15 protein-coding genes are annotated in these 19,430 nt (G+C 60.2%); 10 read left to right on the top strand and 5 right to left on the bottom strand.

Going from position 1 to position 19,430, the window contains the following annotated elements; genetic code table 11:
• The first annotated feature begins 272 nt into the window (after window positions 1-272).
• Window positions 273-1,316, top strand: coding sequence for a WD40/YVTN/BNR-like repeat-containing protein (locus HU754_RS17410; protein ID WP_186624252.1), 1,044 nt, complete (start codon window positions 273-275; stop codon window positions 1,314-1,316).
• Entirely contained in the window at window positions 1,313-3,697 is a 2,385-nt protein-coding gene (locus tag HU754_RS17405; protein ID WP_093437794.1) for an efflux RND transporter permease subunit, read from the top strand. The genes HU754_RS17410 and HU754_RS17405 overlap by 4 nt, the downstream gene beginning before the upstream one ends.
• Window positions 3,698-3,974: 277 nt before the next feature.
• Here the strand turns inward: HU754_RS17405 and HU754_RS17400 are convergent, their stop codons facing one another.
• Window positions 3,975-4,694, bottom strand: coding sequence for a FadR/GntR family transcriptional regulator (locus tag HU754_RS17400; RefSeq protein ID WP_093437799.1), 720 nt, complete (start codon window positions 4,692-4,694; stop codon window positions 3,975-3,977).
• A gap of 187 nt (window positions 4,695-4,881) precedes the next feature.
• On the bottom strand, window positions 4,882-6,618 hold the full coding sequence (locus tag HU754_RS17395) for an IlvD/Edd family dehydratase (RefSeq protein WP_093437804.1): 1,737 nt from the start codon (window positions 6,616-6,618) through the stop codon (window positions 4,882-4,884).
• 193 nt (window positions 6,619-6,811) lie between these two features.
• Here HU754_RS17395 and HU754_RS17390 point away from each other — a divergent pair, with 193 nt between their 5' ends.
• The 8 genes from HU754_RS17390 (at window position 6,812) to HU754_RS17355 (ending at window position 13,677) form a co-directional block, all read left to right on the top strand.
• A complete protein-coding gene (locus tag HU754_RS17390) occupies window positions 6,812-8,134 on the top strand; it encodes an MFS transporter (protein WP_186624253.1) in 1,323 nt (440 codons plus the stop codon).
• 144 nt (window positions 8,135-8,278) lie between these two features.
• Window positions 8,279-9,271 (top strand): AraD1 family protein, encoded by a 993-nt coding sequence (gene araD1 / locus HU754_RS17385; protein ID WP_186624254.1) that lies wholly within the window; start codon window positions 8,279-8,281, stop codon window positions 9,269-9,271.
• A 9-nt stretch (window positions 9,272-9,280) separates the two neighbouring features.
• The gene (locus tag HU754_RS17380; protein WP_186624255.1) at window positions 9,281-10,861 is read left to right on the top strand and encodes an aldehyde dehydrogenase (NADP(+)); all 1,581 of its coding nucleotides are present in this window, start codon (window positions 9,281-9,283) and stop codon (window positions 10,859-10,861) included.
• Window positions 10,862-11,040: 179 nt separating this feature from the next.
• A complete protein-coding gene (locus HU754_RS17375; protein ID WP_186624256.1) occupies window positions 11,041-11,352 on the top strand; it encodes a DUF5629 family protein in 312 nt (103 codons plus the stop codon).
• A complete protein-coding gene (locus HU754_RS17370; protein ID WP_186624257.1) occupies window positions 11,339-12,514 on the top strand; it encodes a lactonase family protein in 1,176 nt (391 codons plus the stop codon). The genes HU754_RS17375 and HU754_RS17370 overlap by 14 nt, the downstream gene beginning before the upstream one ends.
• Before the next feature lie 156 nt (window positions 12,515-12,670).
• Window positions 12,671-12,850, top strand: coding sequence for a hypothetical protein (locus HU754_RS17365; RefSeq protein WP_007917967.1), 180 nt, complete (start codon window positions 12,671-12,673; stop codon window positions 12,848-12,850).
• Between the two features lie 360 nt (window positions 12,851-13,210).
• Entirely contained in the window at window positions 13,211-13,423 is a 213-nt protein-coding gene (locus HU754_RS17360; protein ID WP_093437841.1) for a hypothetical protein, read from the top strand.
• Window positions 13,420-13,677, top strand: a complete 258-nt coding sequence (locus HU754_RS17355) for a hypothetical protein (protein WP_093437845.1) — start codon at window positions 13,420-13,422, stop codon at window positions 13,675-13,677. The genes HU754_RS17360 and HU754_RS17355 overlap by 4 nt, the downstream gene beginning before the upstream one ends.
• A 76-nt stretch (window positions 13,678-13,753) precedes the next feature.
• Here HU754_RS17355 and HU754_RS17350 read toward each other — a convergent pair whose 3' ends face one another.
• The 3 genes from HU754_RS17350 to HU754_RS17340 are packed head-to-tail and all read right to left on the bottom strand — an operon-like array spanning window position 13,754 to window position 19,217.
• Entirely contained in the window at window positions 13,754-14,338 is a 585-nt protein-coding gene (locus HU754_RS17350; RefSeq protein WP_186624258.1) for a glutathione S-transferase, read from the bottom strand.
• Complete coding sequence (locus HU754_RS17345; protein WP_186624259.1) at window positions 14,335-17,976, bottom strand: SbcC/MukB-like Walker B domain-containing protein; 3,642 nt, start codon at window positions 17,974-17,976, stop codon at window positions 14,335-14,337. Before HU754_RS17345 ends, HU754_RS17350 begins: the two co-directional genes overlap by 4 nt.
• Window positions 17,973-19,217, bottom strand: coding sequence for an exonuclease SbcCD subunit D C-terminal domain-containing protein (locus tag HU754_RS17340; RefSeq protein WP_186624260.1), 1,245 nt, complete (start codon window positions 19,215-19,217; stop codon window positions 17,973-17,975). Before HU754_RS17340 ends, HU754_RS17345 begins: the two co-directional genes overlap by 4 nt.
• Between the last annotated feature and the right edge of the window lie 213 nt (window positions 19,218-19,430).

Here is a 19,430-nt window from a genome sequence, read left to right as displayed (position 1 = left end):
AGCGGTGTGTCAGCTGAGCAATTGCTAACTGATACACCGCTATCGCGAGCAGGCTCACTCCTACAGGGGGGAATCCGTCGGCAATGCGGTTAACAAAAGATAACGTGGCGCCGATTGTCAGACGTTTCGAAAGCCCGATAGGATGAGCCAGCTTCCGAAGTGGCTCTGGATTGCGGGTTTCAGGACTATGCTTCTGACCAGCCATCAGCGGAGCACACTTGCGGCGCCCTTGAAGGCCAGATGGCCTAACAATAATAAATAGGGGAAGGTCTATGAGTCGTTGCCGCCCGCCGGCGTTACGCAACACCGCGTTGCTGGCCACAGCACTCTCTCTGCTGGGCTTTGCCACGTTATCGGCACCGGTGATGGCCGCCGAGGCGCCAGCCGACGTGGTCTATGCCACCGAATCCGCCAAAGCCGCGAAAAGCCTGATTCTCGATGTCGTCCACGCTGGCGCACGCCTGGTCGCGGTCGGCGATCGCGGGCACATTCTCTATTCCGATGACCAGGGCAAAACCTGGACGCAAGCCAAAGTGCCGAGCCGGCAACTGCTGACCGCTGTGTACTTTGTCGACGACAAGCACGGCTGGGCGGTCGGCCACGACGCGCAAATCCTCGCCAGCGCAGACGGCGGTCTGACCTGGACCAAGCAATTCGAAGACCTCAAACGCGAATCGCCGCTGCTCGACGTCTGGTTCAAGGACGTCAACAGCGGCCTCGCCGTGGGCGCGTACGGTGCGCTGCTGGAAACCACCGACGGCGGTAAAAACTGGGAAGACGTCAGTGACCGCCTCGACAACGAAGATCAATTCCACCTCAACGCCATCGCGGCGGTGAAGGACGCTGGGCTGTTCATCGTCGGCGAGTCGGGCAGCATGTTCCGCTCCGCCGATGACGGCCAGACCTGGGAAAAACTCGAAGGCCCGTACGAAGGCTCGCTGTTCGGCGTGATCGGCACGGCGCAACCGCAGACCCTGCTGGCTTATGGCTTGCGCGGCAACCTTTATCGCTCGACGGATTTCGGCAGCACCTGGGAGCAGGTCGAGCTGAAAGCTGCGCGCGGATCGCTGGAATTCGGCTTGTCCGGCGCGACCCTGCTTGAAGATGGCTCGATCGTGATCGTTGGCAACGGCGGTTCGGTGATCAGCAGCAGCGACAACGGCGAGACCTTCAGCGTGTTCAACCGTCCTGATCGTATTTCCCTGTCGTCGGTCACCGCTGCCGGCGACGGCAATCTGATTCTGAGCGGGCAGGGTGGCGTTCACACCACGCTGCCAAACGGTGCCGAGATCAATAATAAGAAGGCGGGGCTATGACTTCCTTGATCACTCCTCAGCAGGACAAGGCGACGTTTCTTGAGCGCCTGATCTTCAACAACCGTCCGGCAGTGATCCTCATCTGCCTGGTGGTGAGTATTTTCCTGTTCTGGCAGGCCACGTTGATCCGGCCTTCGACCAGTTTCGAAAAAATGATCCCGCTCAAGCATCCGTTCATCGAGAAGATGATGGAGCACCGCAACGATCTGGCGAACCTGGGCAACACCGTGCGCATTTCGGTAGAAGCCAAGGACGGCGACATCTTCTCCAAGGAGTACATGGAGACTCTGCGCCAGATCAACGACGAGGTGTTCTACATCTCTGGCGTTGACCGCTCCGGGCTGAAGTCGCTGTGGAGCCCGAGCGTACGCTGGACCGAAGTGACCGAAGAGGGTTTCGCCGGCGGTGAAGTGATCCCGCAGAGCTACAACGGCTCGCAAGACAGTCTCGATCTGCTGCGCAACAACGTGCTCAAGTCCGGCCAAGTCGGGCGGCTGGTGGCCAACGACTTCAAGTCGAGCATCGTCGACATCCCGCTGCTGGAGTCCTACCCGGACCCGGAAGACCAGGGCAAGTTGCTTGCGCTGGACTACCGCAAGTTCTCCCATGAACTCGAAGACAAGATCCGCAACAAGTTCGAAGCACAGAACCCCAACGTCAAGATCCACATCGTCGGTTTCGCCAAGAAGGTCGGCGATCTGATCGATGGTCTGGTGATGGTGGTGCTGTTCTTCGGCATCGCTTTCGTCATCACCCTGATCCTGCTGTTGTGGTTCACCAACTGCGTACGCAGCACCATTGCAGTGTTGAGCACGACGCTGGTGGCGGTGGTCTGGCAGCTCGGCTTGATGCACTTCTTCGGTTTCGGGCTTGATCCGTATTCGATGCTGGTGCCGTTCCTGATCTTCGCCATCGGTATTTCCCACGGCGTGCAGAAGATCAACGGTATCGCCCTGCAATCGAGCGAGGCCGATAACGCGTTGACCGCAGCGCGACGCACTTTCCGGCAACTGTTCCTGCCGGGGATGATCGCGATTCTCGCGGATGCGGTGGGCTTCATCACGCTGCTGATCATCGACATTGGCGTGATCCGTGAACTGGCCATTGGTGCGTCGATCGGCGTCGCAGTGATCGTGTTCACCAACCTGATTCTGCTGCCGGTCGCCATCTCCTATGTCGGCATCAGTAAACGCGCGATTGCCAGGAGCAAGAAGGACGCCAACCGCGAACACCCGTTCTGGCGCCTGCTGTCGAACTTCGCCAATCCGAAAGTCGCACGCGTCTCTGTGGTGCTGGCGCTGATCGCCTTCGGCGGCGGCCTCTGGTACAGCCAGAACCTGAAAATCGGCGACCTCGACCAAGGCGCGCCGGAACTGCGTCCGGACTCGCGCTACAACAAGGACAACAACTTCATCATCAACAACTACTCGACCAGTTCCGACGTGCTGGTGGTGATGGTCAAGACCAAGGCTGAAGGTTGCTCGCGTTATGAGGCCATGGCGCCGATCGATGAGCTGATGTGGAAGATGCAGAACACCGAGGGCGTGCAGTCGGCGATCTCGCTGGTGACCGTGTCCAAGCAGATGATCAAGGGCATGAACGAGGGCAACCTGAAATGGGAAACCCTGTCACGCAACCCGGACGTGCTGAACAACTCGATTGCCCGCGCCGACGGTCTGTACAACAACAGTTGCTCGCTGGCGCCGGTGCTGGTGTTCCTCAACGATCACAAGGCTGAAACCCTCGATCGTGCGGTACACGCGGTGCAGGAATTCGCCAAGGACAACAACAAGGACGGTCTGGAATTCATCCTCGCCGCCGGTAATGCCGGGATCGAAGCGGCCACCAACGAAGTCATCAAGCAGGCTGAGCTGACCATCCTGATTCTGGTGTACATCTGCGTGGCAGTGATGTGCATGATCACCTTCCGTTCGTGGGCGGCGACGCTGTGCATCGTCCTGCCGCTGGTGCTGACCTCGGTACTCGGCAACGCGCTGATGGCGTTCATGGGCATCGGCGTGAAAGTCGCGACCTTGCCGGTGGTGGCGCTGGGTGTGGGGATTGGTGTCGACTACGGCATCTACATCTACAGCCGTCTGGAGAGTTTCCTGCGCGCGGGGCTGCCGTTGCAGGAAGCCTATTACCAAACGCTGAAATCCACCGGTAAAGCCGTGCTGTTCACCGGTCTGTGCCTGGCGATCGGTGTGTGCACCTGGATCTTCTCGGCGATCAAGTTCCAGGCCGACATGGGCCTGATGCTGACCTTCATGCTGCTGTGGAACATGTTCGGTGCGCTGTGGCTGTTGCCGGCACTGGCGAAGTTCCTGATCAAGCCGGAGAAACTGGCGGGGCAGAAGGGCAATTCGCTGTTTGCGCATTGATCTGAAGGGCTGAAACGACAAAGCCGCAACCTTAGGGTTGCGGCTTTTTTTGTGTTTTAAGATCAAGAGCCCCTCACCCTAACCCTCTCCCGGAGGGAGAGGGGACTGACCGAGGTGTGCTGCTTGATACATCGACCTGAAATACCGAGTCGATTATGGATTCACAGCAAATCGTTCAAGTCGGCGTAAATCTCGAATATCCCCCAATCGGTTCCCTCTACCTCTGGGCGGTCCGACGTTTCGGGAGGGCTAGGGTGAGGGTAAGCGGTCTCCAGCCTTAGGAGAGTTCAGCGCCAAGCACGACACTCAAAGCACTACGCGCATCATCCAGCTGCACCAACGTCGCATGCCGAGCACCAAGGGCATCACGGTTCTCAATGGCGGTAAGAATCGCCTTATGCCGCGGCAACGCCAATTCATGCAGATTCGGCCGCTGATTCGAATGCTTCAACGCCTCGGCAATCGCCACCGACAACATATTGCACAGGTTCGCCAACAAGTCGTTGTGTGTCGCATCGGCAATCCGGCTATGGAAATCCAGATCCGGCTGCAACAACGCTTCCGGTGTCGGCGCCGCTTCCATGCGCTGATAAGCCTCGCCAATCGCTGCAATATCCGCCTCAGTCGCATGTTGAGCAGCGAGGGCGGCAGCCGCCGGTTCGATAATGCTGCGCACACTGGTCAGCACATTGAAAAACTCATTCTGCGGGCTGCTTTGCATCAACCAGTGCAGCACGTCCGGGTCGAGCATGTGCCATTCGCGCCGGGCCTTGACCACCGTGCCAACCCGAGGCTTGGAATACACCAGCCCCTTGGCCACCAGCACCCGCGTGGCTTCACGCAACACCGGCCGGCTGACCGCGTACTCCTCGCAGAGCAGGGCTTCGGCGGGCAGTTTGTCGTCGGGCAAGAAGCGTCCGGAGACGATCTGCATGCCCAGTTCCTGGACGATGCGCGAGTGCATGCTTTTGCGGTCGGAAGGTTTGCGGTAATCCATGGGGAGTGGCGCGATCCTGAGCGATGGAGATGCCGCGCATCATAGCAGGCACGGCGCAATCTTGAGGCAGACACACAAGCCAAATGTGGGAGCGAGCCTGCTCGCGAAGGCGGCATATCAGTCAAATAGATGTCGACTGACACTCCCTCTTCGCGAGCAGGCTCGCTCCCACAGGGGAATTGCGCTGTTAGTGAGAGTGGCGGGGGACTTCAGCGCCTCGGCAACCTACCAGGAAGTCGAAGTCACAGCCCTGATCCGCCTGCAGCACGTGGTCGATGTACAACTGACGATAGCCGCCCACCAACAACTGCTGCGGCGGCTGCAGATCCGCCATGCGTGCCGCCAGTTCGGCATCCGGAATATCCAGGTGCAGCCGCCCGGTGGCGCAATCCAGCTCGATCCAGTCGCCTTCCTGCACCGTCGCCAAAGGCCCGCCGGCCGCCGCTTCCGGCGCCACGTGCAAAACCACCGTGCCGTACGCCGTGCCGCTCATCCGTGCATCAGAAATGCGCACCATGTCGGTCACACCCTGGGCCAACAACTTGGCCGGCAAGCCCATGTTGCCGACTTCGGCCATGCCCGGATAACCCTTCGGCCCGCAGTTCTTCATCACCAGAATCGAATCCTTATCGACCTCCAGCTCCGGATCGTTGATCCGCGCCTTGTACATGTCGAAGTTCTCGAACACCACCGCGCGGCCGCGATGCTGCATCAATTCCGGCGTCGCGGCGGACGGTTTGAGCACAGCACCCAGCGGCGCCAAGTTACCGCGCAACACACAAATCCCGCCATCGGCGCGAATCGGATTGTCGAGCGTGCGGATCACTTCGTCCTCGCCATAGATCGGCGCGTCCTTGGTGTTCTCGCCAATCGACTTGCCATTGACCGTCAGTGCATTCGGGTTAGGGATCAGATTGGCTTCACCGAGACGCCGCAGCACTGCCGGCAAACCACCGGCGTAATAGAACTCTTCCATCAGGAAACGCCCCGACGGTTGCAGGTCGACAATGGTCGGCATGCCACGACCGATACGGGTCCAGTCATCCAGATCCAGTTCAACACCGATGCGTCCAGCAATAGCTTTCAAGTGAATCACCGCGTTGGTCGAACCGCCGATAGCTGCGTTCACACGAATAGCGTTTTCGAAAGCTTCCTTGGTCAGAATCTTCGACAGTTTCAAATCTTCGCGAACCATCTCCACTGCACGCATACCGGACATGTGCGCCAACACATAACGTCGCGCATCCACCGCCGGGATCGCCGCGTTGTGCGGCAGGGAAGTGCCCAGTGCTTCCGCCATGCAGGCCATGGTCGACGCCGTGCCCATGGTGTTGCAAGTGCCTGCCGAACGCGACATGCCACCCTCGGCCGCAAGGAAATCGTCAATCGTGATGGTGCCGGCCTTGACCTGCTCGCTGAGCTGCCAGACCACCGTGCCCGAGCCGATGTCCTTGCCTTTGTGCTTGCCGTTGAGCATCGGCCCGCCAGTCACAACAATCGCCGGCACATCGCAACTCGCCGCGCCCATCAGCAGCGCCGGGGTGGTTTTGTCGCAACCGGTCAGCAGCACCACGCCGTCGATCGGGTTGCCGCGAATGGCCTCTTCAACGTCCATGCTCGCCAGGTTGCGAGTGAGCATGGCGGTCGGGCGCAGATTCGATTCGCCGTTGGAGAACACCGGGAATTCCACTGGAAAACCACCGGCCTCGATCACCCCGCGTTTGACGTGCTCCGCGATCTGGCGGAAGTGCGCGTTGCACGGGGTCAGTTCCGACCAGGTGTTGCAGATGCCGATGATCGGCTTGCCGTGGAACTGGTGGTCGGCGATGCCCTGATTCTTCATCCAGCTGCGGTACATGAAGCCGTTCTTGTCGGCCGTGCCAAACCATTGGGCGGAGCGCAGGGTGGGTTTCTTATCAGACATGATCGTTTCTCTTATTGTATGACTATAGTGTTCCAGCTACGGCCTAATCTAAGCGCAAAATCCTAGGTTTGGAAGTGTTGTTGGTGAATTAGTAATACTATATAGTCGTTTTCGACGGAGGGATGGCCCTGGCGGTTTTCCGTGAGAGGCGTCCCCCGAGGTTCTATAAAAACAACAATCGGAGACCGATCTCATGAGCCAGGAACTGCGGCTAATCCGGCGCATTACGCTGAAACTGATTCCCTTCCTGATCCTGCTGTACCTGATCGCCTATGTGGATCGCTCCGCCGTCGGCTTCGCCAAGCTGCACATGGGCGCCGACATCGGTATCGGCGACGCCGCCTACGGCCTCGGCGCCGGGCTGTTCTTCATTGGCTACTTCCTTCTCGAAATCCCCAGCAACCTGATGCTCGAACGCTTCGGCGCACGGCGCTGGTTTGCGCGGATCATGACTACCTGGGGCGCGATCACCATCGGCATGGCCTTCGTTCAGGGCCCGCACAGTTTCTACGTGATGCGCTTTCTGCTTGGTGCGGCCGAGGCGGGGTTCTTCCCCGGCGTTCTCTACTACATCACCCAATGGTTCCCGGTGCGCCATCGCGGCAAGATCCTTGGCCTGTTCATCCTCTCCCAGCCGATCGCGATGATGATCACCGGCCCGGTGTCCGGCGGTTTGCTCGGCATGGACGGCGTCCTTGGCCTGCATGGCTGGCAGTGGCTGTTCATCGTCATCGGCACCCCGGCGATCCTCCTGACCTGGCCAGTGCTGCGCTGGTTGCCGGACGGCCCGCACCAAGTGAAATGGATGGATCAAGCTGAGAAAGACTGGCTGACCGGTGAGCTGAAAAAGGATCTGCAGGAGTACGGCCAGACCCGCCACGGCAATCCGCTGCATGCGCTGAAAGACAAACGTGTGTTGCTGCTGGCGCTGTTTTATCTGCCGGTGACGTTGAGCATTTATGGCCTCGGTCTATGGTTACCGACGCTGATCAAACAGTTCGGCGGCAGCGATCTGGTCACCGGTTTCGTGTCGTCGGTGCCGTATATCTTCGGGATCATCGGCTTGCTCATCATCCCGCGCAGTTCCGATCGTTTGAATGATCGTTACGGGCATCTGGCGGTTCTGTATGTGCTGGGCGCGATTGGCCTGTTCCTGAGTGCGTGGCTGTCGTTGCCGGTGGCGCAACTGGCGGCGCTGTGTCTGGTGGCGTTTGCGCTGTTTTCCTGCACGGCGGTGTTCTGGACCTTGCCGGGGCGCTTCTTTGCCGGCGCGAGTGCGGCGGCGGGGATTGCGTTGATCAACTCGGTAGGGAACCTGGGCGGGTACATCGGGCCGTTCGTGATCGGGGCGTTGAAGGAGTACACCGGGAATCTGGCGTCCGGGTTGTATTTCCTGTCGGGCGTGATGGTGTTTGGCTTGATCCTGACGGGCGTGGTTTACCGCGTGCTGGAACGCAAACACGTCCTGCCAGTCGACCAATTCGCCGCCAGCGCCCGTGGCGCCACCCGCACCTAACTGACCAAAACCGGCCCCTGTAGGAGTGAGCCTGCTCGCGATAGCGGTGTATCAGCAAAAAAAATGTCGACTGACACACCGCTATCGCGAGCAGGCTCACTCCTACAAAGGGCGGCGGTGTTTCGAATAACACAGGAGAAAATCATGCATCTGGTTCAATTCGAATTAAGCAACCGCGAACGCCGCGTCGGCGTGGTCGACAACGATCTGGTGCGCGAAGTGCTAGACGCGCGCAGCGTGCGCGATCTGGCGCTCGCCGCCATCGAAGCCGGCAACACCCTGGAACAGCAAGTGCAGATCCTCGGCCTCGGCATCAGCCACGACTACGCCGAACTGCTCGCGCAACTGCGTATCCTGCCGCCCCTCGATCACCCGGACCCGGCGCACATGCTGGTCAGCGGTACTGGCCTGACTCACCTGGGCAGCGCCTCGGCCCGCGACAAGATGCACCAGCAGGCCGGCGACGAAGCGGCGATGACCGACACGATGCGCATCTTCAAATGGGGTGTGGAGGGCGGCAAACCGGCGGCGGGGCAGGCCGGTGTGCAACCAGAATGGTTCTACAAGGGCGACGGCAGTATCGTCGTTCGCCCGGGTCAGCCGTTCCCGGTGCCGCCGTTTGCTGAAGACGCTGGCGAAGAACCAGAGATGGCCGGCCTCTACCTCATTGGCAACGACGGCAAGCCTTATCGCCTGGGCTTTGCGGTGGGCAACGAGTTCTCCGATCACATCATGGAGCGCAAGAATTACCTGTACCTCGCGCACTCGAAATTGCGCAGTTGCAGTTACGGCCCGGAACTTCGCACTGGTGAACTGCCTCAACATCTGGCAGGCACCAGTCGCATCCTGCGTGACGGCGAAGTGCTCTGGCAGAACGAGTTTCTCAGCGGCGAGGCGAACATGTGCCACAGCCTCGCCAACCTCGAATACCACCATTTCAAGTACAGCCAGTTCCTGCGTCCGGGGGATGTGCACATTCACTTCTTCGGCACCGCGACCCTGTCGTTCGCCGATGGCATCCGCACCCAGCCGGGCGACGTCTTCGAAATCAGCCAGGCCGAATTCGGCGCCCCGCTGGTCAACGGCATCGTCCCGGTTCCAGCGGCATTTGAACCGGACAGCATCGGCACCCTTTAAGGAGATCCCATGACTCAGATTCTCGGTCACAACTACATTGGTGGTCAGCGCAGCGCCGCTGGCGACGTCAAACTGCACTCCGTCGATGCGACGACGGGCGAACAGTTGCCGCACGATTTCATTCAGGCCACGGTTGAGGAAGTCGACGCAGCGGCCAAAGCTGCCGCTGCCGCGTACCCGGCTTATCGCAGCCTCAGCGCCGAACGCCGCGCGCAGTTTCTCGACGCAATTGCCGATGAACTGGATGCCCTTGGTGATGATTTCGTCGCCGTGGTCTGCCGCGAAACGGCGTTGCCCGCCGGACGCATTCAGGGCGAGCGCGGACGCACCAGCGGGCAGATGCGTCTGTTCGCCAAGGTTCTGCGTCGGGGGGATTTCTACGGCGCGCGGATTGATCTGCCGTTGCCGGATCGCCAGCCATTGCCACGTCCTGATCTGCGCCAATACCGCATCGGCCTCGGTCCTGTCGCGGTGTTCGGCGCAAGCAACTTTCCACTGGCGTTTTCCACGGCGGGCGGCGACACCGCTGCGGCGCTGGCCGCCGGTTGCCCGGTGGTGTTCAAGGCCCACAGCGGTCATATGGCCACGGCTGAGCTGGTCGCTGACGCGGTGATTCGTGCAGCGGAAAAAACCGCGATGCCTGCCGGTGTGTTCAACATGATCTACGGCGGTGGCGTCGGTGAATGGCTGGTCAAGCACCCGGCGATTCAGGCGGTCGGTTTCACCGGTTCGCTCAAGGGCGGACGCGCACTGTGCGACATGGCCGCTGCGCGCCCGCAACCGATCCCGGTGTTTGCCGAGATGTCGAGCATCAACCCGGTGATCGTCCTGCCGCAGGCCCTTGCCGAGCGTTCGGAAACCGTTGCTCGTGACCTGACCGCTTCGGTGGTGCAGGGCTGCGGTCAGTTCTGTACCAATCCCGGTCTGGTGATCGGCATCCGTTCGCCGCAGTTCAGCGCGTTCGTGCAGCAGGTTGCGGGTTTGATCGGTGATCAACCGGCGCAAAACATGCTCAACGCCGGCACCCTCGGCAGCTACGGTAATGGCTTGCAGAAACTGCTGGCGCATCCTGGCATCGAGCATCTGGCCGGCAATCCGCAGCAGGGTAATCAGGCGCAGCCGCAATTGTTCAAGGCCGATGCGAGCCTGTTGATCGATGGCGATGAAGTGCTGCAGGAAGAAGTGTTCGGCCCGACCACGGTGATTGTCGAGGTGGCGGACAAGGCGCAACTCAGCGCTGCGCTGCATGGCCTGCACGGGCAACTGACCGCGACGATCATTGGCGAGCACGCGGACTTTGAACGTTTCCCTGAGCTGACGCCGTTGCTGGAACAGAAGGTCGGGCGGATCCTGCTTAACGGTTATCCGACCGGTGTCGAGGTGTGTGATTCGATGGTGCATGGCGGGCCGTATCCGGCGACGTCCGATGCCCGTGGCACGTCGGTGGGCACGCTGGCCATTGACCGATTCCTGCGTCCGGTGTGCTTTCAGAACTACCCGGACAGCTTGCTGCCCGAGCCGCTGAAGAACGCCAACCCGCTGCGCATCCAGCGCCTCGTCGACGGCAAGCCCTCGCGCGACGCGTTGTAACTGACAGCCAATATCCCCTGTGGGAGTGAGCCTGCTCGCGAATGCATTCTTTCAGTCAGCCTTTCTTGGCCTGACACACCGCATTCGCGAGCAGGCTCGCTCCCACAAGGGTTCCCATAAGGCCTCTGGATCACATTGAGCTATCATTGGCCCTTTCCCCCCTAGAAAGACTGTTTGCCATGACTGCCCAAACCCTTCTCAACGCCCTCGAACACTGCGGCATGGTCGAAATCGACGGCCTGCATGCCTTCGAATTCGCCCTCGACGAAGACGACAACCTGCACATCGAGTGCATCGATGGCCGCGCGGCCAAGCATTGGGAATTCACGCCGGCGCAGGTTGCAGCGGCAACGTTTGACGAAGACCTGCAGAGCTGGCTGGTCATTGGTTATGCCAGCGACACCAAAACCACTGGCGAACACCGCTTGGTCTGCCTTGGCGATGTAGTCAGCAGCAGCGACGACGAGGATGACACTAATGAAAATGCGTAAATTCTGGCCGCTGCTGATGGCCGGCAGCGTCGGTGCCATGGGCCTGTCCACGGCGTCCGCCGAAAGCTTCCAGTTGCTGGTCGGCTCCTACACCGCTGGCACCAGCCAGGGCATCTATCGCATGAACTTCGACAGCGCCACAGGCCAGATCGCCGCCAAACCGCTGCAAGTGGTGAAGAGCGAAAACCCGTCGTGGCTGACCCTGTCCAAAGACCAGCATCGCTTGTTCGTGGTTAATGAAAACGGCCCCGGCCAGAAAGACCCGGTCGGGCGTGTCAGCAGCTATTCGATCGACCCGAAGACTCACACCCTGAGCCTGATCAATCAGGTGCAGAGCCTGGGCAACGAGCCGACTCATTCGAGCCTCAGTGGCGATGCCAGCCATCTGTTCGTCAGCAACTACTCGGTGGTGGAAGACCCGGGTGGAACGTTGGCGGTACTGCCGGTGGGTGCTGACGGCAAACTCAAACCTGTGGTGCAGATGAGCGCGCACCCGGCGAGCCGCGTCAACCCGGAGCGCCAGGCCTCCAATCACGTCCATTCGACGGTCTCTTCGCCGGACGGCCGCTACGTGTTTTCCAATGATCTGGGCGCGGACAAGGTTTTCATTTATCAATTCGATCCCAAGGCCAACCCGGAGCTGCCGTTGACCCCAGCGAAAACCGCATCCGTGGCATTGCCTGCCGGCAGCGGCCCGCGTCATCTGCTGTTCAGTGCTGACGGTAAACACGCCTGGCTGACCATGGAAATGAGCGCGCAGGTCGCGGTGTTCGACTACCACGACGGCGTGCTGACCCAGACGCAACTGGTCGATCTGGCCGCCGGCCAGCCGACTTCGGACAAGGCTGCGGCGGCGCTGCACGCCTCGGCGGATGGCAAGTTCCTCTACGTCAGCAACCGTGGCACCGCCAATCAACTGCTGGTCTTTGCGATTGATCCGGTGAGTGGCCAGCTCAAGGAACTGCAAAAGCGCTCGGTGGAAGGTGATCACCCGCGCGAGTTCAGCCTTGATCCGAGCGGTAAATTCCTGCTGATTGCCAACCAGAAGAGCAACGAAATTGTCGTCGTCGAGCGCGATGGCAAGACCGGTCTGCTCGGCAAAACCGTGCAGAAACTGCCGATGGACGCGCCGAGCGACCTCAAGTTTCTAGTGCGACAATAAGCCACAGGCCCCGGTTTACGGGGCCTGTCTCTTTGTATTAATCGCGCTGATATCGGGTAATGCTACAAAGCATTTCAAGCGATCAACCCTCGAGCGTTAAGTTTGCTTCACGGCCCAACCGGGCAAACAAGCCAACCGAACACGAGGGTTACCGCCATGAACTTCAATCTCTTCTCCGTGATTGCCGCTTCCGCCATCTCCGCCACCGTTGTACTGCCAGCCAGTGCCAACGTTGAAATCAACAGCAAAAAATCCCACACCCAGAGCTACACCCAGAAATACCTGCAACAGAGCGCCAACTTCTACGCCGCCCTGGATCACAAAGCCCAACACTGAAATCTTCGCCTCAACCACAGCTGCCGAAGGCTGCGATCTGTTGAATTTGTTGATCGTTCCCACGCTCTGCGTGGGAATGCCTTTAGGGACGCTCTGCGTCCAGTGACGCGGAGCGTCACGGGCTACATTCCCACGCAGAGCGTGGGAACGATCCATACAGCAAACTCAACAGATCGCAGCCTTCGGCAGCTTTTGTGTGTGGGCGAATCGAAAAATGGGCCTGATAGGTTTTCTTCAACACGTAAATAGACTGGCTAAATAATCAACGAAGCTGATGTTTACTATGGCAAACCCTGAGTGGTTGCCACGGCTTTTTTGATTGATTCTGTGGACATCGAAACATGCCCACGGGAGAACACCATGGCCAGCGCAATCCTTCATTCAGCCAAACGCGGCGCCTATCTGGCCATCGGTCTTTACCTGGCCGTGGTGTTGGTCGTCAGCATTGCCTCGCAGATGGAACACAGTTTCGAAGCGCCGATTCAAGTCGCCCACCCCGGCGTGCAGTTCGAAGTTCGCTCGCAAAGTGTGATGGTCGACCGGGCTGAACTCGCAGGAGTTGGCGGAGCATGAAAGGCTACAGACTTTGGGTTGTCGCCGGTTTAGCGTTCTTCACCAACGGCGCTTCATTATTGGGTATCGGCCAAGGTTCGGTAGGTGCATTGGCCCGCGCCATAGAGGCCAATCACACCATCGCGCACAACATCGAACGGGCGAATACCCTGGGGCTGATGGCCGGCAATCCACCGGTAAAAGTCTCGGCTGATTTTCTCGGGCCGTTCGAGATAGATTGCATGGCACTGGGCATGTGCCAAGCGCTGGCTTGACCCTGTAGCTGCCGAAGGCTTCGACCTTTTAACGGCAAGATCAAAAGATCGCAGCCTTCGGCAGCTCCTACATGAGTTACTTCTTCATGATCGAGGTGAACAGGTCGGATTCGAGGAAGCGCTGCAACCAGGCCTGCAACCGAACATAAGGCGTCTGCGCAAACCACTCACGATCAACATGGGCGAACTGCCGAACGAAGGGCAGCAGGGCGATATCCGCCAGGCTGGCATGATCGGCCAGCAAGTAATCGCGATCAGTCAGCAACTCATCCAGCCTCTGCAAGAACAACGCCCCCTCAGCCCGATAAACTTCCATCGGCTGCTCCGGGTAGCGTTCGGCGTATTTATAGCGATTCAAGTGCAGCTTGAACCCCTGATCATTCGCGTCGATCAATTCAGCAATCCGCGAGTCGCCATCAAGCAACCAATCCTGCGGATCATTCTGCGCCAACGCCCAGCGCATGATCTCCAGACTCTCGTCAATCACCTGCCCACCGGCATCCAGCACCGGCACCGTGCCCTTGGGCGAGATCGCCAGCATCTCGGCCGGCTTGGCCTTGAGGCTGACTTCGATGATGTCCAACGGCACGCCCGAATAACGCAGCGCCATCCGCGCCCGCATCGCGTACGGGCAGCGGCGGAAGGAGTACAGCGTGTTCATTTCACCTCCAGCGTGCTCAAACCATTGCCCTGACGCTGCACCTGAATCTGTACAGGAATCCGCTCGTGCATTTCCTGCACGTGGGAAATCACCGCAACTTTGCGGCCCTGCGCCTGCAAACCGTCCAGCGCATCCATGGCCAGTTGCAGCGACTCGGGATCAAGGCTGCCAAAACCTTCATCGATAAACAGCGATTCGATTTTCAGCGTGCTCGACGCCATCGACGCCAGGCCCAGCGCCAACGCCAACGACACCAGGAACGTCTCGCCGCCGGACAACGAATGCACCGAGCGCAGTTCATCGCCCATTTCCGTGTCCATCACCAGCAGGCCAAGCATGCTGCCGCCGCGTTTCAGGCGATAGCGTTTGACCAGTTGGCGTAACTGCACGTTGGCGTGATGCACCAGTAAATCGAGGTTGTAGGCCTGGGCGATCTTGCGGAAGGTGTCGCCGGTCGCAGAACCGATCAAGGCACTCAATCGCGCCCAGCGCTGATATTCGGCATAGGCCGAGGCGATCTGCTGCGCCAGCGCCTGATTGGCGTTTTGCCGGCGCTGGTCTTCGACCTGTTCGGCACGCAGTTCGGCGCACTGTTGCTCGCTGAGGTTGAACTGGTTTTGCAGCTCGGTGAGGGCACTGGCGAGTTGTTCGGCATCGAGATTGCCGTTGTGCTGCGCCTGATGATCGAGCAACAAGCGATCACGCTCCTGCAACAACACCTTGGCCTGTTCGATGGCTTTTTCGTTGTGCTGCAAGCGCTGGCGCAGTTCGGCGACTTGCCCGTCATCGACTCGCAACAGATCTTCGAGGCCACCGTCATCCAGCTCCGGGTGGCGGGCGCGCCAGTCGGCAATCTTGCCGGCCAGGTCCTGCTCTTCGTTTTCCAGTGCCTGCAAACGCTCTTGCTGCGCCCTGAGTTCGGCGGCGATCTGCACGAGTTGCGTGCGCACATTCTGCAGTTCCTGCGCGGTAGCGGTTTCGGCATTGCGCGCCTGTTCGACCGCTTGCTCAAGCTGCTGCTGCCAGTGCTCGGCGCTGCTGTGCTCGCCAAGCAACTGGGCGAGTTTTTGCTGGCAGGCTTGCTGTTGCTCGGTGAGTGCCGTGAATTGCTGTTCGGCGCTGAGCAACTGCTGTGCGCGGGTCTGCTGGCGATCCTGTTCTTTCTCCAGCGTCTGTTGGCGCTGTTGCTGCTCGGCCTGTTCTTCTTTCTGCTGCTCGACTTGCGCCAGGCGCTCGGCGATCTGCCGGTCGAGCTGCATGAACGTCGCGGCCGGTTCCTGGCGCAAGGCTTCCAGGGTGTCGGCCGGCAACAAACTGCCGAACGCGCTGAGTTCTTCGTCGAGACGCTGACGGTCGCTGCTCAGCTCGCGCTGCTGATTGCTCAGGTGCTGCGCGGCTTGCTGGTGCGCGGTTTCGGCCTGACGCAATTGCTGGGTCAGCCGCGCGGCATCCTGTTGCAAGGTGAGCAGGGCGTTCTGGCGTTGTTCGTCCTGAGTGATGCTCTGGTTCAGTTGCTCGTTTTGCCGGGCGAGCCAGGCATCGCGTTTGTCGGCGTCCTGATTGAACAACTGCGTGGACAGCGGATGCGCGTCGAGGCTCGGCGCCAACGCTTGCTGCTGGGCGGCCAGTTGTTCCTGCTGTTGCAGCAGTTCTTTCTGCTGAGCAATGACGCCACCGACTTCGGCGCGCAGCTCAATGAGTTTTTCCTTGAGCTGATCGACGACTTGCTGGGCGTTGGCCTGCTCGCTTTCATCATGACGACCAAGGCTTTGCAGCAGCGCTTCGGGCTGATGATAGGGATGCTCGTTGCTGCCGCAGACCGGGCACGGCTGATCGTCCTGCAACTGCGCGCGCAATTCTTCGACACTGGCACTGCGCGCCAGACGCTGGCGTTCAAGCAGCTCGCGAGTGACGTTGAGAGTTTGCTCGGCGACGGTCAGTTCAGCCTTGGTTTTCACGCCGTCCTGAGTCAGGCGTTCGCGTTCCTGCTGGGCGCTGAGCTGGCGCTGTTGCAACTCGGCGCTGCGCTTGTCCAGATCCTGTTGCGTGGACCACAGGCGCGACAGGTCTTCGAAGGCGCGCAGTTGCTTGCGGTTGTCCTGCAACAGCGTGCCGAGGAGGCCGATCTGTTCGGCGACGGCATCAGGTTCGGCGCCGGCCTCCTTGAATAGCACTTCCAGTTGCTGCTTTTGCGTGGTCAGCTCTGCGGCGCTGCGAGTGGCGTTTTCTTCGAGGCTCGCCAGTTCCGCCTGGCCCTTGTTCAAGCGATTGCCGATCAACATCAACTGTTGCAGGCGATCGCGGTAGGCATTCCACGCATCACTCAGTGGTGCCAGATGGGTACTTTGCTCCAGCTCAGCGGCGATGCGTTGCAGGCGTTCGGCGACTTGGGTCTGTTTATCCAGCAAGGCTTGAATGGCATTCTGGCCCTCGGTGCAAGCCTGCTGCGCATTGAGCCTGGCTTCGGTACTTTGCGCGACATCCTTGGCCAGACGGGCAAGGGTGCTTTGCTCTTCGAAGGCCTGACGCAATAGCGGCGCGTTTTCACTTTGCCGTTGTTGCGCTTCGCTCAGAGCGACTTTCGCTGCTTCGAGATTCTGCTCCAGTTGCGTCTGGCGCTCAGTCAGTTCGGCATGTTGCCGGGTGTGCGCGGCAATTTGCGCGGCCAGTGGCGTCAGCAGGGCATCGAGTTCGCTTTTGCGCGCGAACTGATGCCGCTGCGGGCCGAGCTGCTCCAGTCGCGTCAGTTTCACCCGCTCGCCGGCCAGACTTTCCGAATGCTGTTGCGCGCTGTGCAGTTGCTCGGCGGCCGCTTGCTGCGCGTCCTGCAACACACGTAAATCCTTGAGCCAGCCGTGCTGTTGCTCAAGCTGCTTGAGCTGCGCCTGCTGCAACTTCATTTGCTGTTGCGCGGCATTGAAGCGCTCATCCAACTCGGCCCGCGCTTCGGGCGCCAACGGGGTCACGCCGGTCGCCTGATCCTGCAACAGCTTATGCGCTTCGCGGGCTTCTTTAGTCTTGTCGAAGGCGCGGCGGCCGAGACGGGTGTACAGCGCGGTGTCGGTGAGTTTTTCCAACAGTTCGCTGCGGTCGTTGTCGTCGGCCTTGAGGAACGCGCTGAACTCGCTCTGCGCCAGCAACACGGCGCGAGTGAACTGTTCGAAGTTCAGGCCGAGTGCGGCTTCCAGCTGAGTTTTGTATTCACCTTTCTGACTAGCGAGCAGTTGATCCTGATCGATGTCGCGCAGGCTCTGCCGGCTGGCCTGCAACTTGCCGCCGGCCTTCTCGCGGGCGCGGTTGGCTTCCCAACGTGCCCGGTAGCGGCGGCCATCGACACCGACGAAATCCACTTCGGCATAACCTTCGCCGGTACCGCGACGCAGCAAGGTGCGCGGGTCGCCAGTGGCGATTTCACCGTCGGCATCCGGAACCTTGGCGTCACGGCCGGTGTTGTTCAGGCGCGGCACGGCGCCGAACAGCGCCAGGCACAAGGCGTCGAGCAAAGTACTTTTACCTGCGCCGGTCGGGCCGGTAATCGCAAACAAACCGGCACTGGCCAGCGGTTCAGCAGTGAAATCAATTTCGAACGGCCCGGCCAGCGAGGCGAGGTTCTTCAAACGAATGGCGAGAATCTTCATGGCTGCTCGCCCTCCAGTTGTACGTCCTGCAGCAGTTCGGCGAAGTCCTTCAGCGTTTGCTCGTCGACCTCGCTGCCATAGTTGTCGAGCCAAGCGCGGCTGAACAGTTCCTGCGGAGTGAGCTGGTCGAGTTCGATCAGCGCGGTGCCGTCTTCGACGCCGTCAGCACCACGATTACCGGCGTATTCAGCGGCGATACGCACCAGGCGCACGGCTTTGCCTTGCAGGGCGCTTTCGACTTGATGGCGCAGATCCGGCTGTGGCTCGTCGAGGGTTACGCGCACTTCCAGCCACGGCTGGCGCTGGGTTTCGGCGAGCAGATCGATGTTCGGCAGGTCCGCCAGTTGCAGCAGGATTTCGGCCAGCGGTGCCGGGCCGATGCGCTGCAGATTGACCGAACGCGGGATCAGTTTCGGCTCGACGCTGACCAGGGTTTCGCCGTCGAGGGTGACGTCGAGGATCTGGTGCTGATAGCCGATCTCCGAGAACGACAACGGAATCGGCGAACCGCTATAGCGGATGCGCTCTTCACCGTTGACCTTCTGCGGCTTGTGCAAATGGCCGAGGGCGACATAACTGATACTCGGCCCGAACAGGCTGGCGGGCAGGGCTTCGGCGTTGCCGATGATGAGGCTGCGTTCGGAGTCTTCCGAGACCGAACCGCCGGCCATATGTGCGTGGCTGATGGCGATCAGCGCCTGACCGGGTTGGCGCTTGGCGTTGGCCGCTTCGATCAGCCATTCGTGCACCTGACCGATGCCGCGCAGATAGTTGTCGCCCAGATGCGCGCCCGTCACCTCTGCCGGACGCAGGAACGGCAGCGCCAGGCACCACGCGGCGATTTCGCCGGTTTTATCCGGCAACGGCAGCAGCAGGCGTTCGGCATCCAGTTGCCCGTCATCCAGCCACAACACCCGGCCCAGCGCATGCGTGCGCAGACGGCGCATCAGCGGCGCGGGCAGTTCGATCCGCGAGCCGGAATCATGGTTGCCGGCGATCATCACAATGGTCAGCAACGGTTGCTGCTCGTGAGCGCTGACGATGAAATCGTAGAGGCGTTCCTGGGCTTTGACCGGCGGGTTGACCGTGTCAAAGATGTCCCCGGCAATCAGCAGCACATCCGGCTGCGCCAGTTGCAATTGGCGCAGCAGCCATTCGAGAAAACAGGCGTGCTCGAAATCGCGCTCCTGGCCGTGCAGGTTTTGCCCAAGGTGCCAGTCGGAGGTGTGGAACAGACGCAAGGTGGACTCCGCAACATTTAAAGAGGTGATGGCCGCGAGGAAATGAAGGGCGGCGAAAGAGGGGAGAGTTTACAGATTATTGCGGTGCGAGGGCTTGTTGTGCGGGTGAGCGACGACTTACTGAGTCATGGTTTGCTTGATACCACTCATCGGAAGTGATTTCTCGGGCAAATCAAAAATTGACGCCAAAATAGTGGCCATCTAATATCGCGC

Origin of the sequence: Pseudomonas zeae (genome assembly GCF_014268485.2) — a bacterium.
Classification (GTDB): Bacteria; Pseudomonadota; Gammaproteobacteria; order Pseudomonadales; family Pseudomonadaceae; genus Aquipseudomonas; species Aquipseudomonas neuropathica.
Note: the sequence above shows the minus strand (reverse complement) of the source record. Positions and strands in the feature narration are given on the sequence as shown.